Origin of the sequence: Coprococcus sp. AF99-45, from assembly GCF_027663865.1 — a bacterium.
GTDB lineage: Bacteria > Bacillota > Clostridia > Lachnospirales > Lachnospiraceae > Allocoprococcus > Allocoprococcus comes.
This window is the reverse complement of record NZ_JAQDGZ010000012.1, coordinates 51,807-68,600: the sequence shown is the minus strand read 5'-3', so window position 1 is coordinate 68,600 and position 16,794 is coordinate 51,807. Positions and strand designations below refer to the sequence as shown.

Genomic DNA, 16,794 nt, shown 5'->3' with positions numbered 1-16,794 from the left:
AAGAAACTAAAAAGAGAAATGAGGAGGTAGCAAAATGAGTCAGGTAACTATCACATTATTGTTCCTGCTGTTTGCAATCGTGATGTTCATGTGGGAAAAAATTCCGTTAGGACTGACATCCATGATTGTCTGTGTGGGACTGGTAGTCACGGGAGTTCTGGACTGGAAGACAGCATTTTCAGGATTCATTGACAGCAACGTCATCCTGTTTGTCGCGATGTTCATTGTAGGTGGCGCACTTTTTGAAACAGGAATGGCAAACAAAATAGGGGGAGTTGTAACACATTTCGCCAAGACAGAGAAGCAGCTGATCGTTGCGATTATGGTCATCGTAGGCGTGATGAGCGGTTTCCTTTCCAACACAGGAACAGCCGCAATTCTGATCCCGGTAGTCATCGGTATCGCAGCAAAGTCGGGATATTCAAGATCAAGACTTCTGATGCCGCTTGTATTCGCAGCAGCGATGGGAGGTAACCTTTCTCTAATCGGAGCTCCGGGTAACATGATCGCACAGTCACAGATGGAAAGCATCGGACTGAAATTTGGATTCTTCGATTATGCAAAAGTAGGTGTACCGATCCTGATTGTCGGAATCATTTATTTCGCACTGATCGGATACAAATTTCTTCCGAACAAGACAGATGCAGCTGGAGACAGCATTTATGATGAGGCACAGGATTTCAGCAATGTACCAAAGTGGAAACAGACACTTTCCCTGGTTATTCTGATTCTTACACTTCTCGGAATGATCTTTGAAGAACAGATCGGAATCAAGCTTTGTGTAACGGGTTGCGTCGGAGCAATTGCCCTGATCCTTACAGGAGTTATCAGTGAGAAAGATGCACTTCTTTCCATCGATCTGAAGACGATCTTCCTGTTCGGTGGAACACTTTCCCTTGCAGCAGCACTTGATCAGACAGGGGCAGGAGAGTTGATTGCTGATAAAGTAATCGGACTTCTTGGAAAGAACCCGTCACCTTATGTACTTACATTTGTAATTTTCATGCTGTGCTGTGTACTTACTAACTTTATGTCGAATACAGCAACAACAGCACTTATGGCACCAATCGCTGTGTCAATCGCACAGGGAATGGGAGCAGACCCAAGCGCAGTACTTATGGCATGTGTCATCGGAGGATCATGCGCATACGCAACACCGATCGGAATGCCGGCAAACACAATGGTTGTCACAGCCGGAGGATATACATTTAAAGATTATGCAAAAGCAGGTGTGCCGCTGATTCTGGTATCCACCGTAGTAAGTATGATCTTACTTCCGATATTCTACCCATTCTTCCCGTAAGAAGGGATAACAAAGTAATAAAATTAAATGCAATATAAAAAGAGGAGGATTTTAAAATGTCTAGAGAAGAACAGGTAACACAGCTTACAGATTACATGGCAAAGTTCATTGCACACGTTGCCAAAAAACTTCCAGATGATGTCATCGCAAAACTTCAGGAACTCAGAGAGAAAGAGGACAGCCCGCTGTCTAAGGTAATCTACGATACCATGTTCCGTAACCAGGAACTCGCAGTAGCTCTTAACAGACCAAGCTGCCAGGATACAGGTGTCCTTCAGTTCTGGGTAAAATGTGGAACAAAATTCCCACTGATCGATGATCTGGAAGCATTACTGAAAGAAGCAGTAGTAAAGGCTACATTCGAAGCACCGCTTCGTCACAACAGCGTTGAGACATTCGACGAATATAACACAGGAAAGAACGTAGGAAAAGGAACACCGACCGTATTCTGGGATATCGTTCCAAACTCTGACAAATGTGAAATCTACACATACATGGCAGGTGGCGGATGTACACTTCCGGGAAAAGCTATGGTTCTGATGCCAGGTGAAGGATACGAAGGTGTAACAAAATTCGTTCTCGATGTTATGACAAGCTACGGATTGAATGCATGTCCTCCGCTTCTTGTAGGTGTAGGTGTAGCAACTTCTGTAGAAACAGCAGCTCTGCTTTCCAAGAAAGCTCTGATGCGTCCGATCGGCTCTCACAATGATAACGAAAGAGCTGCAAAGATGGAAAACCTTCTGGAAGACGGAATCAACGCAATCGGCCTTGGACCACAGGGAATGGGCGGAAAATACTCAGTAATGGGTGTTAACATCGAAAATACAGCACGTCATCCATCTGCAATCGGTGTGGCCGTAAACGTAGGATGTTGGAGTCACAGAAGAGGACACATTGTATTTGACAAGGACCTTAATTACACAATCACAACACATTCGGGGGTGGAATTATAATGGTAGAAGTAAAAGACGGAAAGAAAATTTTAACAACACCAATTTCAGCAGAGGACTTAAAAGACATTAAAATCGGAGACATCATTTACCTGAACGGAAGTATGACAACATGCCGTGATGTTGCTCATCGCCGTCTGGTAGAAGAAGGAAGAGAACTTCCTGTAGATGTAAGAAACAATGCAATTTTCCATGCAGGACCGATCATCCGTCCATTGGAAAATGACAAATTCGAGATGGTTTCCGTAGGACCGACAACCAGTATGCGTATGGAAAAATTCGAGTATGAATTCGTACAGAAATCTGGTGTACGTGTGATCATCGGAAAAGGTGGAATGAAAGAAAACACCGAACGTGCATGTAAAGAGTTCGGAGCAATCCACTGCGTATTCCCGGCTGGTAATGCCGTAGTAGCAGCAACAGAGGTTGAAGAGATCGTAAGAGCTGAGTGGAGAGATCTCGGAATGCCGGAAACACTCTGGAACTGCCGCGTAAAAGAGTTTGGACCACTGATCGTATCCATCGATACAGAAGGAAACAACCTCTTTGAAGAAAGAAAAGTAATCTACAATAAGAGAAAAGACGAACAGTATGAGATAATCAGCAAACAGGTTGGATTTATCAAATAGTCATACTGAAAAATATGGAACCCATACTTGCTTAATTAAAATAATAATTAAATATTCTGCCAGATATTTGGTCTCGTTATGAAGAAGTGCTGCAAGCCGATGAGAGTGATCGGTTTTGCAGCACTTTTTCGTAATGCCTTTTTACAATGTTTTTCCCATTTAAAGGGTAGAATATGGTATACTTATAGATAATGGAAAAATTTATGAATTTACAGAAAGGCAAGGCATGCAGTTACGTTTTGAAATTCCGGAGAGTTTCTGGAGTCTGTTCCGTTCTGTGAACAGAGAGACATACATTGAGGCTTTGATGGCGATCAATGAAGAATACCAGTACAGCAATTATTTCCTGACTAGGGAAGTCTGTATTCAGGTGCTTCGGGATCTGTATATGAAGAAACAGATTGAACTTAAACGAGAAGAAGATGAGACTGAGTTTGATATGTTGGAGACTCCGTCGGCAAGGATTCTGAACTGGCTGATCCGAAAAGGATGGCTGAAGAAAATTGAAGATTATAATACATTGGTGACGAATATTGTAATTCCGGATTATGCAGCAATATTTGTGGATGCCTTTGAGCGGCTTTCTACGGAGGACCTGGAGGAGACAGAGATCTATATCCAGAATGTCTATGCGACATTGTTCTCGTTTAAAAATGATCCGAGGGTGAATCTGAATATGCTCCGGACAGCACTTATCAATACCAGACGGCTCAACAAAGCACTGCAGGATATGCTGCATAACATGGATAAATTTTTTGCAAGGCTTCTGGAACAGCAGTTTTACGGGGATCTTCTGAAAGAGCATCTGGACGGATATGTGGAAGAGATTGTCCGGAAAAAATACCATATCCTGAAGACTTCGGATAATTTTTATATCTATAAGACAGATATCAAAGAATGCCTGCGTCAGATGCGGGATGATGAGGAATGGATCGAGAAGATCCGTGAGCGCGCCCGTGCAACCGGAGATACGGGAGAAGATGTGCTGGAACTTCTGGATATGATTGAGAGAGGTTTTGATGATATCGAGCACCGCATTTCCAATATGGATAAGGAGCACAGCAAATATGTGCGTGCGACGGTGACAAGACTGAATTATCTTCTGAGCGGAGAGAGCGACACGAAGGGACTGGTTATTCAGCTCCTGAACCGGATGTCAGAGGATGACTATGAAGAGGTCATTCAAAAGACGGGGGAGAAGATGAATCTGTCTTTGGTCGAAATCCTGTCAGAAAAATCTCTTTATAAGCGAAGAAAAAACCGGAAGGATTTTGTAAGTCAGATGGCACAGGAAGAAGAAGTGGATGATCTGGACAGGGAAGATGTACTCAGATTGAACCGGATCAAGCGCAGATTCAGCAAAAAGCAGATTGAAGAATTTATCGAAGAGCATATAGAGAAAGATGTGCTGGATACAGAAAAACTTTCCCTTACATCAGAGGAGGATTTTGAAAAGCTGATTCTGGCATATGACTTAAGTACCCGTAAGAACAGCAAATATAAAACGCTGGAAGAGGATGCGGAGACGATTGAAAAGAACGGATACCGTTATCCTGCACTGAAGTTTGTAAGAAGACATTTATAGAAAAAGAAGACAAAATTGGAGAGAATGAATGATAGAATATTTTGAGCAGCTTACGCAGGAAGAACAGGAAGATCTTACAGATGTGATCAGGCTTCTCTATAGACAGACATTTCTTCTGGAGAGGAAGTTTGACAAGCGTGCGGGCAGACTCCAGTATCAGAGAGAGTACCGTATCTGCGAAAAGCACATTGATTTTCTGAAAATGTATTTCCAGATTGCCGGCATTACGTTATGCGAGAATGTACATCTGGGTCTGATCTATATTCAGGATGAGATGGTCTGGGGAGAAAAGCTTCCGCGTCTTGCGACTATTTACATATTATTGCTGAAACTGATCTATGATGAGCAGATGGCATCGGTTTCGTCGAGCAGCCAGATTGTGACAACCTTGGGGGCACTCAACGGAAAAGCAGGAGATTTTCGCGTGCTTCGCAGTATCCCGTCACCGACCGAGATGAAAAGAACTATTGCCATGCTGAAAAAATACCAGCTGATCGAGCCATTGGATGTACTGGAAGAGTTAAATGAAAGTACAAGACTTCTGATCTATCCGTGTATCCATGCAGTATTGCAGGGAGATGCGGTGAGAAAAGTTCTGGAATCATTTGGAAGCAGCCGGGAAGAAGAGGAGGAGACTCTTGGAGACATTGGATAACAGGCAGCCGTTCTGGGCGATTTCAAAAATCTGCCTGAACAACTGGCATTATATAGACAGAAAAATACTGACTTTGAGTGAAGGAATCAATTTTTTCACCGGGCATTCCGGAAGTGGAAAATCAACGGTTATCGATGCAATTCAGATTGTGCTCTATGCTAACACGGACGGACGTGGATTTTTTAATAAAGCGGCAGCAGATGATTCCGACCGTACCTTGATCGAGTATTTGCGCGGAATGGTAAACATCAGTGAAAATAATGAGTCCCAGTATCTGCGAAATAAGAATTTTTCCAGTACGATCGTGATCGAGCTGGAACAGACGAGAACCCATGAGAAACAGTGCGTGGGCGTTGTATTTGACGTGGAGACAGCAACAAATGAGATCAACCGTCTGTTTTTCTGGCACAGAAGCGGTCTGCTTGTGAATGCTTACCGGGGAGAAAAGAGATGTCTTTCTACTGTGGAAATAAGAGAATATCTGCAGCGTACCTTTGGTGAAGAGGCATTCTACTGCGGACCGAGCAATGAGCGTTTCCGCCGTCAGCTTTATGATGTGTATCTGGGCGGATTGGATAAAGAAAAGTTTCCACGTCTTTTTAAGCGGGCAATCCCGTTTCGGATGAATATCAAGCTGGAAGAATTTGTAAAAGAATATATCTGTATGGAACAGGATATCCAGATTGAGGATCTGAAAGAAAGTATCATGCAGTATGGCAGAATGCGCAGCAAGATTGAGTCAACGATGGAAGAGATTGAGGAACTGAAGAAGATCGATGGAATCTATCAGGATTTTGATGATAAGCGAGAAAAAAGCAGGGAATGTGACTACCGTCTTACCCGTCTGGAAATGCTCCGGCTGCAGGCGGACATCCAGGGACTCCATGATAAGATTAAAACCAGAGAAGAAGGTATCAAGGTACAGGAGCATACGAAAGCCGAGCTGATGCGCCAGAGTGGAGAACTGCAAAAGGAGCATGAGGAGCTGTTACTTCGTCTGAATAACAGTGGTTATAAAGCACTGGAAGCAGAACTTACAGGACTTAACGAGACTCTGGAACATCTGGGAAAAAGCAGGGCGAGTCTCACAAAGACAGCACAGAGACTTGCAGCATGGAAAGAACAGGAGATTACGTCCAACCAGACAATCTGGGATATTGATAAGTTTGAAGCCGGTACGATTTCAGAGGGCGAACTTACAAGGCTGAAAGAAAATATCGCACAGATGCGTGCAGAGATCGAAGAAGAACGTCGGGATACGGACAGTACACTTCGTCAGATCAAGAAAGAAGAACGGGAAGCCAAAGAAGAGCTAAAAGAGCTGAAACAGGGAAGAAAAGCATATCCAAAAGAGCTGGAAGAAGCAAGGCTGGAACTACAGAACCGGTTGCAGGAGAATTGTGGAAAATTTGTTTCCGTGCAGATCCTCGCAGATCTTCTGGAAATCCGGGATGAAAGATGGCACAATGCAGTGGAAGGCTATATGGGAAATAATAAACTTCTGCTGATCGTAGAGCCGAAATACGCAAAAGCGGCAATGGATATTTATCAGGAGATGGATAAGAAGAAATTCTTCCGTGCTGCAATTCTGGATACGGAAAAGGTTATGGAAGAAGAGCACATTGTCCGGCAGGGCGCTCTTGCAGAAGAAGTAAAAGCAAAAGAAAAATACGTGCAGTCTTACATCAATTTCTTTCTTGGTAATGTCATGAAATGTGAGAACATTGAGGAACTCAGGGAGTGCAGGATTGGTGTGACACCGGACTGTATGCTGTATCACAGCTATCGTCTGCAGCATATTAATCCGGAAAATTATACGAGACGTGCTTATATCGGAGAGATTAGTCTCCGTCAGAGGATCCGACAGCTTCAGAAGCACTGTGATGAGCTTCAGGAGAAGAGGCTTCCACTTGCGGCACTTGTGGAAGAGGCAAAGAAACTTCTGGAACTGGAAGCAATGCCACTTCCGACAGAGGATTATATCAGCCAGATCCTGGATGCAAAGGCGATAAAGGGAAAAGAAACCCGTAAGAAAGATTTACTTGAAAAGCTACAGAAACTGCGTGCAGAATCAGTCGATACTCTGGAAGCACAGATGAAAGAAGTGCAGGAAAGACGGGATGCAAAGCAGAAAGAGATCACGAAGACAGAGAAAGAAATCTGGAAAAACGGGGAAGAAATCGAAAAATTCAGAAACAGTATTACAGAGTCGGAATTTGCACTTTCTGGAATCCAGAAAGAATTTCAGGAAAACGAAAGGTTTGAGAAGCAGTTTGAAGAGTATCTGGAAGCACAGAAAAGCAGAAACTATATTTATTTAAAAGAGGCAAGTGCAAGGCAGCTGCAGCAGCTTGGAAAGAAAAAAGAAGAGATCTATCAGGAGTTGGTGGCAGCCCGCAGTGCTTATACCAAAAAATATACGCAGCGTAATTTTTCAGTGGTAGAAGAAGATAATAAGGTTTATCAGGAGCTTCTGGAAAGCCTGTCGTGTGATAATCTGGAAACCTACCGGCAGGCAGCGAATGAACAGGCAAAGGCAGCGGTCGAGCACTTCAAGGATGACTTTGTTTTCAAGATCCGCAGTGCGATCCGCGAGGCCTACCAGAGAAGAGATGAGCTGAACCGGATCATCAGCCGGCTGGATTTCGGAAAAGATAAGTACCAGTTTGTGATCACGAAGAATAAGGGTGCAGACGGAAAGTACTATAAGATGTTTATGGATGATACCTTGCAGATCAATCCGGCACAGCTTTCAGGGTCTATTGAGAACCAGATGAATCTGTTCACGATGGAGCATGAAGAAAACTACGGTGATATGATGAATGAACTGATCGGCATATTTATCCCACCGGAAAATGCTACCCATGAGGAACTGGAAGAGGCGAAGAAAAATATGGACAAGTACGCGGATTACCGTACTTATCTTTCCTTCGACATGCAGCAGATTGTCCAGGGTGAGGAAGACATGAAAATCGGTCTTGGCAAGATGCTCCGTAAGAATTCCGGAGGAGAAGGACAAAATCCTCTTTATGTTGCACTTCTTGCAAGCTTTGCACAGATTTACAGGATCAATCTTTCCCCGAAAATCCACAGGAATCCGACACTCAGACTGGTTGTTCTGGATGAGGCATTTTCAAAAATGGATGCCGAGAAGGTGGCAAGCTGTATTGCGCTGATCCGTGGGCTTGGTTTCCAGGCGATCATCAGTGCCACAAATGATAAGATCCAGAATTATCTGGAAAATGTTGATAAAACCTTTGTATATGCCAACCCGAATAAACGGCATATATCAATTCAGGAATTTGAAAAAACCGAGTTCGCACAGCTTGCGGATGAGGAAGAACAGGGGTGATAGAAAATGTATCTGGTAGACAGGATTATAGAAAGATGTGAGAACAGCAACCGTGACTGGCGTGAAGGAGCGACTGGAGGGAGGACCCTTCGGATCACACAGGAGGATTATGATGCCTGTGGGAAAGAAGAGCTGATCGAAGAGGTGCAGCGCCTGGAAAGAGCAGGACTCCTGACTGTGAAAAAATGGGTTGTTCCGGACAGTGATGTAGAGCTTGTGGCATATCAGGTAGAGCATCTTCCGGATTTTTACCGTCTTGCAGACAGCGAAAGTGGAGAAGAATACTGGCCGAAGCAGGCGAAGGTAAATTATTATATACGTATGATTGACCAGGAGCTTTCGGAAGGCTTTCAGAAAGAATGGATCGAGAATTATCTGGAAAAGCTGAAAGAGCGGATCGCAGAAGGTGATCTGCCGAAAAATATAGAGAAGCTGGAAAAATATCTGGACTGTTACCGGGGACTGGACTCTCTGGAAGAACCGATGATGAAGCGGATTTTCAGTAAACGCTATCTGAAGGACAGCAAGATCTTCGAGCGGGAGATGGAACGAAATGTGGTGACGGCTGCAAGGAGATATTGCCCGGAGATTACGGCAGATATGGATATCCAGACGGTTCTGGAGCAGCTGCTGATCGAAGAAAATTCCCAGGAACTGGCAGTTAAAGGACCGCTTAAACTGAAGATTTGGAAAGGATCAGAAGCAAAAAGAGTGGATCTTTCCGATTTTACATATGGAGTTGTGCTGAACAGCCAGACAGTCAAGCATGCAATGGTTGAGGTAGAGCAGCCGGCACTGAAAAAAATCGTGACGATCGAGAATAAGACGAATTACCTTGCGATGGAATATGATCCGGAGATCCTTTATATCTACAGTCATGGATATTTTTCACCACTTGAAAGAGAATTTCTGAAGAAGCTGCAGAGAGTGATTGAAGGGAAAGACGTGGAAGTATTCCACAGCGGAGATATGGATTACGGTGGAATCCGGATTTTTGAATATATCCAGAAGCATATTTTCCCGGGAATAAAGCCATTGCAGATGGATGTGGAGACCTACGAGAAATACGAAGAATATGCGAAAACAATCTCGAAAGAGACGATGGAAAAGCTGGAAAAGGTAAATGTTCCACTTTTAGAGGAGTTAAAAGAAAAGCTTCTTGAAACCGGAAAGGGAATCGAACAGGAAAGCTTCCTGATTGAAGAATAGAGTGCAGTGCTTAAGGGAAAAGTGCGGCAGTGAAAAGAAAAAGACCAGAATGCCCTGGTAGTGGGGCGGGTTCTGGTCTTTTTGTGTATACGATGAGTCAAGTGCAGATTTGTGCTTGCACAAGGATCTGCATTTGACGAATGTGCATCATCGAGCTGTTAAGCGAGATGATGTACCAAGTATAAGAAGCGAGTAGGAGTCAGCCTACTCGATTGTAGTGCGATGATCCATGTGCAGAAGGGTGTCTATACTGTCAATGAAAAAAATGACAGAATTAAAATCCTTCTACAAACTGGTCAAGTACATGTGGAAGAAGCTTGTCGCTGTATGCGGTGAGAGAATACTTGCCTTTGCATAATGCCCAGTCATAAAGAACAGCACGTTCGTACATTGCATAAATCTTCAGAAGTTCATCGGCAGTACTGGTGCCGTTGAATTCTCCATTTTTCAGCGCAGTGCTGATTGTCTCAGTGAGCCACACGAAATAGTAACGATCGTTTTCAAGAAGGGAGCGCTTATCCTTGGTGATTAGCTGGGACGAGTAGAGGGAGGCTAAAAGCCCGACATCGACACTGGTCTCAATCATATGAAATAGTTCATGGTTAAAAAATAACAGCTTGTCATAAGCAGAAAGATCCGGATCTACGATTCCTGCAAGCTCTTCATACTTTTCGTCAAACAGATAAGAAAGTGTGTTGAGAAGAGCTTCTTTTCCCTTAAAATAGTGGTAAAAGGTTCCTTTTGAGGTCTTAGAAGCCGAGATGATCTCATCAACAGTGGTCTGTTCATAACCATGCTTGTAGAATAGATTCCACGCGGCTTTTATGATACGGCTTTTGGTGGAACTTCTTTTCTTTGGCATGAAAATTCCCCTCCTTTGAAAATAGTAATCTTTTTTTATTATAGCAGAATGGACATGAAATAACAAGAAAGTAATTTGTTTACAAAAAAAGAAGACAAAGCCATATACATAGCTCTGTCTCCTGAAAGATTTTGACTTAACGGCCTACTTTGAAGCCATATTTTAACGGATCATCTGGATCGATCACATAAGTAGCTTCCCCTGTCAGATAAGCACTTCCGGTAATCTGCGGAATAACGGCATCATAGTCGGCAACCTTTGTAGTGTCTAAGATTACGCCTTTGAACTGAGAGCCGATAAAGCTTTCATATACGAAAGGCTGTCCGACTTTGATTTCACCTTTTTTGTAAAGGGTGGCGAGCTTTGCGCTGGTTCCGGTTCCGCAAGGAGAACGGTCGGCCATATGATCTCCGAAGATAACGACATTACGTTTGTCACATCCAGGAGTATCGGTAGAGCAGTAAAGCTCTGCAAGGTCGACAGTTGTGATATCAAGTTCCGGATGCTGGATCTCTACTTCGGCATTGACCTTTTCAATCAGCTTCATACCGAAATCGGTAAGCTGTGGGATTGACTGTGGATCTACGTGCCATCCGAACTGTTCGATATCAACAAGTGCGAAGAAGCTTCCGCCGAAAGAAATATCATAGTGAACTTCTCTGCCATCAACTTCTGTGGTGAGGTTTTCTTTGTAAAGGAAAGCCGGTACATTAGTAAGTGTTACATTAAGTACCTTTCCATTTTTGACTTCTGCTTTGGTACGGATAATTCCTGCAGGAGCATCCAGAACAACTTCTGTATAAGGTTCTACGGCAGGAACAAGTCCTGTTTCGATGATTGCTGTAACCGAACCGATTGTTCCGTGGCCGCACATATTCAGATATTCTCCAGTGTCCATGAAGATCACACCAAAATCAGCTTCTGGGTGGATCGGATCTGTCAGAAGAGCACCAAACATATCATGATGTCCACGTGGCTCAAACATCAGAGCCTGACGGTATTTGTCGTAATGCTTTGCAAGAAAGTTCTTACGTTCGATCATGGTATCCCCTTCAAGCTTCGGGAAACCTGATGTAATGATTCTTGTAAATTCCCCAACTGTATGTGTGTCGATCGCATGGAAAGATGCCTCAAATGCGTCAAGATTCAGTTTTGGATTGATTTCCATTTTTAATATTCCTCCTTAGTTGAAAGACCAGACTAGAGTCTAGTATGCAGTTCAGTTTTCTTTAAAAATATTATGTACGAAAACACTTGAAAAGTCAATGGTAATTTGCTATAATAAATAAGCTTGATTGGAATAATCAATATATGGGGGTAGATGGATAACTGGTGTGTCTCCTGGTCTTCAAAACCAGTGTGGGGCGTTAGGAGCGTCCTGGGTGGGTTCGATTCCCACATGCCCTCGCCAAAAAGAGAGGTTTTTGGGCGAAAAGCCTTAAAAAGATAAAGAGAAAAGCTGCTGTATTGTTTTTGGGGAAACAGTACGGTGGCTTTTCTCTTTTGACGTAAATCCTCTTGGACAGAATACTTATAGATAATACGGATAAGTAAAATGAGAAAAAATAGACAATCTGTAAAAATCAGACAGAACCGATGAAAAAAATAAATAGATTATATATAAAAAAGATATTGAATTTTCAAGTAAAATCATATAGACTATAGTACAGATCAATCACTAGACTAGATTCTAGTATTGAGTCCAACATGAAAAGTGAAAATCTATAAATGCTATTGAAAAAAATATATCTATTTGTTAAACTATAGTCAAATACGCGTAGGACAAGATAAGATATAGATTTCGACGTAGAGGAGAAAGGAAGAGAAGAGACATGGCAAACTTACAGATTTTGCTGCGTCAGCATGTAGGAGCTCCTTGTGCACCGGTTGTAAAAGCCGGAGACAGAGTAGAAAAAGGGACTCTGATTGCAACACCGACAGGCCTTGGAGCTAATATTTTTTCAAGTGCATATGGTGTGGTAGAAGACGTACTGGAAGACCGTATCATCATCAAGCCGGATGAAGAACAGAAGGATGAATATGTAAAGATTCCGGAAGGCAGCAAGCTTGATATGGTAAAAGCGGCAGGTGTTGTCGGAATGGGTGGCGCCGGATTCCCGACAGGTGTAAAACTCGGAACAGATCTGCAGGGAGGATATATCCTTGTAAATGCAGCGGAGTGTGAGCCTGGACTTCGTCATAACATTCAGCAGCTGGAAGATGACTGTGCGAAAGTTATCCGCGGAGTAAAACACTGCATGGAGATTTCCAATGCATCAAAAGCTATTTTTGCAATTAAGAAGAAAAATGAAAAAGCAGTAAAGGCACTGCGCGAGGCATTAAAAGATGAAGAGGCGATCACGATCCACTTACTTCCGGATATTTATCCGATGGGAGAAGAACGTGCGGTTGTAAGAGAATGTCTTGGAATCGAACTGAATACAACACAGCTTCCGTCAGCAGCGAATGCAATTGTCTGTAATGTAGAAACTCTTGCAAGAGTTGCGGAAGCAATTGAAGAGAGAAAGCCATGCTTTTCTAAGAACCTTACTGTTATCGGTAAGATCAATGGCGGTAATGAGCCACATGTATTTATGGGTGTACCGGTCGGCACAAGCGTTGGGGAAATGATCGAACGTGCCGGTGGTATTGATGGTGTATATGGGGAAATCATCATGGGTGGTCCATTTACCGGACATGCTACTACAGAGGATGCACCGATCACAAAGACAACTGGTGGAATCATTGTTACAATTGATTTCCCGGATCTTCATGGTGCAAGTGTAGGTCTTTTGGTATGTGCCTGCGGTGGTAGCGAAGAACGTATGAGAGATATTTGTCAGAAGATGAATGGTGTAGTGAAATCAGTAGCCAGATGTAAACAGGCAATTGAAAACAAACCGGGAGCTCCGCTTAAATGCGAAAGACCTGGAAACTGTCCTGGACAGGCTAAGAATAATATCCAGTTCAAGAAGGATGGATGCGAGTACATTATTATTGGTAACTGCTCAGACTGTTCAAATACAGTAATGGGATCAGCACCGAAGATGGGACTTAAGGTATTCCACCAGACAGACCATGTAATGCGTACAATCGGACATCCACTTTACAGATATCTGCGTGTTTCAAAACAGGTAGAACAGTTACCGGAAGGTAAATAGATAAGTTGATACCTCACTTCGGTGAGTGTATAAATAGTTAATTGAGTTATTGTTAAATTAACAAGGAGGAAATTATTATGTCAATTACAGCGGAAACCGCAAAAGAACATGCAAAAGATCCTGCAGTATTATGCTGTAGAGCAGAAGGCGGCATTACAATCCAGGCTGCAAACCTTGAAGATCCGGCTATCTTTGATGATCTGGTAGATTCAGGACTTCTGAAACTTGATGGAACACTTACAATCGAACAGGTACTTGGAGCAAAGCTTGTTAAGACCTGCGATTCTCTTACACCACTTACAGCTGATCTTGTCGAAGGCGCAAAAGCACCTGCAGCAGAGGAAGCACCGGCTGAAAAAGCAAAAGAAGAAGTGAAAGAAGAAGCACCAGCAGTTACTGCAAATCCTACAGCAAGTGTACAGAAAGTTGGCGGCGTGTTAAAAATCCACATTGGAGAAGGCAAAGATATCGATATCGAAATGCCGATGGGTTTTAATAACGGTGTTGCAGTAGCGGAAGTACCGGCAGAGGTAGAATTACCGGCAGGCGTGGTTTCAGGCGCAGCACCGACAAAAGAGCTGGAACCGAAAGTCGTAAGAAGCGTTACCAGAAAGCATTATAAAATTACAGAAGTAAAGCGTGGACCGGAGACAAAGATCGAAGGAACAACTCTTTACATCCGAGAAGGAATTGAAGAAGAAGCAGTTGCTTCACAGGAACTGGTTCATCAGTTAAAGATTGATATCATTACACCGGATCAGTACCATACTTATTCTAATACAATCATGGACGTACAGCCGATCGCTACAAAAGAGGGCGAAGACGAAATCGGTACAGGTACAACAAGAGTACTTGATGGCGTTATCATGATGGTTACCGGAACAGACGACAATGGTGTTCAGATTGGTGAATTCGGTTCTTCCGAAGGATACCTGGATGAAAATATCATGTGGGGACGTCCGGGAGCTCCTGATAAAGGTGAGATCTTCATCAAGACAGAAGTTATCATCAAAGAAGGAACCAACATGGAAAGACCTGGCCCGCTTGCTGCACATTCTGCAACAGACGTGATCACACAGGAAATCCGTGAAGCTCTGAAGAAAGTAGAAGACGAAAGCCTTGTAGTAGATACAGAGACATTCAATCAGGTAAGAAGACCTGGTAAGAAGAAAGTCGTTATCGTAAAAGAAATCATGGGACAGGGTGCTATGCATGACAACCTGATTCTTCCTATGGAACCAGTCGGAGTACTTGGCGCAAGACCAAACGTTGACCTTGGAAACGTACCGATCATGGCATCTCCACTGGAAGTACTTGACGGATGTATCCATGCACTTACCTGTATCGGACCTGCATCAAAAGAAATGTCAAGACATTACTGGAGAGAACCACTGGTTCTTGAAACTCTCCATGATGAAGAAGTTGACCTTTGTGGTGTTATCTTTGTAGGTAGCCCGCAGATCAATACAGAGAAATTCTATGTATCAAAACGTGTTGGTATGATGGTAGAAGCTCTTGATGTTGATGGCGCATTTGTTACAACAGAAGGATTTGGTAACAACCACATCGATTTCGCAAGCCATATCGAACAGATCGGTATGAGAGGAATTCCGGTTGTTGGACTTTCATTCTGCGCAGTACAGGGAGCACTTGTAGTTGGAAACAAATACATGCAGTACATGGTAGATAACAACAAATCTGAATCAGGAATCGAGAACGAAGTTCTTGCCTGCAACACACTTTGCCAGGAAGAAGCAATCCGTGCACTTGCTATGTTGAAAGCTGGAATGGCTGGAGAAGAAGTGAAGAAGGCAGAAAGAAAATGGAATCCGAATGTAAAAGCAAATAACATCGAACTGATTTCAAAGACTATGGACAGAACAATTGAATTGGTTAAGAACGAGCAGTCACTGCCGATGAGCCAGAAGAGAAAAGAAAAATACGATTAAGGTGAATGACTATGAAATATGGCGATAAGATCATCTATATGGAAGGCGTAATCGTAGAGATCCATGATGGATGTGTTGGAATCGATTTGAAGGGACGATTAGGTTATCTGAAAATCCCGATGAGAATGCTGATTACGGATTATCCATTAGTGGTAGGACAGGAAGTTGGATGGAATATGAGTTTTGTCGAACAGCTTGGACCGGACGCCAATGAAAAATATGTTAGTAACCTGCAGACGTATCAGAGACGTCAGGAAGAAATGAAGTCTCATAAGAAGAATGATGAAGTGTAATTATATCAGGAGGAAATAGACATGAGTTTGACCGTTGTTAAAGGACTTCAGTCAGAAATCTTTGTTCCGGTAACTCCGCCGCCAGTATGGGCTCCGGTGAAAAAAGAACTGAAGGATATGACAATTGCCCTCGCCACAGCAGCAGGTGTGCACCACAAGGATCAGAAGAGATTCAACCTTGCCGGTGACTTTACCTGGAGAAAAATAACAGATAAAATGCCGTCAGATGAATTAATGGTATCTCACGGTGGATATGACAACAGTGATGTAAACAAAGACATCAACTGTATGTTCCCGATTGACCGTATCCATGAGCTTGCTAAAGAAGGATTTATCAAAGCATGTGCACCGGTACATGCCGGATTCATGGGTGGTGGCGGAAACCAGGAAAAATTCAAACATGAAACTGGTCCTGCCATTGCAAAGATGTTTGTAGAGGAAGGCGTAGACGCAGTTATCCTCACCGCTGGTTGAGGTACCTGCCACCGCTCTGCAGTTCTGGTGCAGAGAGCGATTGAAGCCGCAGGAATTCCTACAATTATTATTGCTGCGCTTCCGCCGGTTGTTCGTCAGACCGGTACCCCACGTGCGGTTGCTCCGCGTGTTCCTATGGGAGCTAACGCTGGTGAACCACACAACGTTGAGATGCAGACAGGCATCGTAAAAGCAACTCTGGAACAGCTCGTGAAGCTGGATACTCCAGGAAAAGTTGTTCCGCTGCCGTTTGAATATGTAGCGAAAGTATAATCAAATAGTAAAAAGGGGACATCCCCGGCAGGATTGGGGCGAAAGCTCTGGTTTGCCGGAGATGTCCTTTTTATTTAACTGGATATTTTGATGAAA

At 43.3% G+C, this 16,794-nt stretch carries 13 protein-coding genes and 1 tRNA gene; 12 read left to right on the top strand and 2 right to left on the bottom strand.

Features of this window, described 5'->3' with window-relative positions; translation table 11 throughout:
- Positions 1–34 precede the first annotated feature (34 nt).
- The 7 genes from PGR14_RS10115 (at position 35) to PGR14_RS10085 (ending at position 9,686) form a co-directional block, all read left to right on the top strand.
- Positions 35–1,303, top strand: a complete 1,269-nt coding sequence (locus PGR14_RS10115) for an SLC13 family permease (RefSeq protein ID WP_055297555.1) — start codon at positions 35–37, stop codon at positions 1,301–1,303.
- 56 nt (positions 1,304–1,359) lie between these two features.
- Positions 1,360–2,259, top strand: coding sequence for a L(+)-tartrate dehydratase subunit alpha (ttdA, locus tag PGR14_RS10110; protein WP_022220205.1), 900 nt, complete (start codon positions 1,360–1,362; stop codon positions 2,257–2,259).
- Positions 2,259–2,885, top strand: coding sequence for a L(+)-tartrate dehydratase subunit beta (gene ttdB, locus PGR14_RS10105; RefSeq protein ID WP_008372475.1), 627 nt, complete (start codon positions 2,259–2,261; stop codon positions 2,883–2,885). Before ttdA ends, ttdB begins: the two co-directional genes overlap by 1 nt.
- Before the next feature lie 226 nt (positions 2,886–3,111).
- Positions 3,112–4,470 (top strand): Wadjet anti-phage system protein JetA family protein, encoded by a 1,359-nt coding sequence (locus PGR14_RS10100; RefSeq protein ID WP_173690095.1) that lies wholly within the window; start codon positions 3,112–3,114, stop codon positions 4,468–4,470.
- Positions 4,471–4,498: 28 nt separating this feature from the next.
- On the top strand, positions 4,499–5,125 hold the full coding sequence (locus PGR14_RS10095; RefSeq protein WP_173687094.1) for a DUF4194 domain-containing protein: 627 nt from the start codon (positions 4,499–4,501) through the stop codon (positions 5,123–5,125).
- Positions 5,109–8,477 carry an SbcC/MukB-like Walker B domain-containing protein gene (locus PGR14_RS10090; RefSeq protein ID WP_330663454.1) on the top strand — a complete coding sequence of 1,123 codons (3,369 nt, stop codon included), beginning with the start codon at positions 5,109–5,111 and terminating at the stop codon, positions 8,475–8,477. The genes PGR14_RS10095 and PGR14_RS10090 overlap by 17 nt, the downstream gene beginning before the upstream one ends.
- Positions 8,478–8,483: 6 nt before the next feature.
- On the top strand, positions 8,484–9,686 hold the full coding sequence (locus tag PGR14_RS10085) for a Wadjet anti-phage system protein JetD domain-containing protein (protein ID WP_270223332.1): 1,203 nt from the start codon (positions 8,484–8,486) through the stop codon (positions 9,684–9,686).
- 274 nt (positions 9,687–9,960) lie between these two features.
- On the opposite strand, the gene PGR14_RS10080 is transcribed toward PGR14_RS10085, so the two are convergent.
- Both PGR14_RS10080 and PGR14_RS10075 read right to left on the bottom strand, forming a co-directional pair.
- Positions 9,961–10,548 (bottom strand): TetR/AcrR family transcriptional regulator, encoded by a 588-nt coding sequence (locus PGR14_RS10080; protein ID WP_008372489.1) that lies wholly within the window; start codon positions 10,546–10,548, stop codon positions 9,961–9,963.
- Between the two features lie 136 nt (positions 10,549–10,684).
- Positions 10,685–11,716, bottom strand: coding sequence for a proline racemase family protein (locus PGR14_RS10075; RefSeq protein WP_008372492.1), 1,032 nt, complete (start codon positions 11,714–11,716; stop codon positions 10,685–10,687).
- Positions 11,717–11,861: 145 nt separating this feature from the next.
- Here PGR14_RS10075 and PGR14_RS10070 point away from each other — a divergent pair.
- From PGR14_RS10070 to prdB, 5 genes are all read left to right on the top strand, one after another.
- Positions 11,862–11,959: transfer RNA gene (locus PGR14_RS10070), tRNA-Sec, on the top strand.
- A 421-nt stretch (positions 11,960–12,380) separates the two neighbouring features.
- Positions 12,381–13,709: a proline reductase-associated electron transfer protein PrdC gene (gene prdC / locus PGR14_RS10065; RefSeq protein ID WP_270223330.1), complete on the top strand. Its 1,329-nt coding sequence runs from the start codon at positions 12,381–12,383 to the stop codon at positions 13,707–13,709.
- Positions 13,710–13,786: 77 nt separating this feature from the next.
- Positions 13,787–15,658 carry a D-proline reductase (dithiol) proprotein PrdA gene (gene prdA, locus PGR14_RS10060; protein WP_173685270.1) on the top strand — a complete coding sequence of 624 codons (1,872 nt, stop codon included), beginning with the start codon at positions 13,787–13,789 and terminating at the stop codon, positions 15,656–15,658.
- Between the two features lie 11 nt (positions 15,659–15,669).
- Positions 15,670–15,951, top strand: coding sequence for a CBO2463/CBO2479 domain-containing protein (locus PGR14_RS10055; protein ID WP_022220196.1), 282 nt, complete (start codon positions 15,670–15,672; stop codon positions 15,949–15,951).
- Between the two features lie 21 nt (positions 15,952–15,972).
- Positions 15,973–16,698: a D-proline reductase (dithiol) protein PrdB gene (gene prdB / locus PGR14_RS10050; protein ID WP_082421153.1), complete on the top strand. Its 726-nt coding sequence runs from the start codon at positions 15,973–15,975 to the stop codon at positions 16,696–16,698.
- The last annotated feature ends 96 nt before the right edge of the window (positions 16,699–16,794 follow it).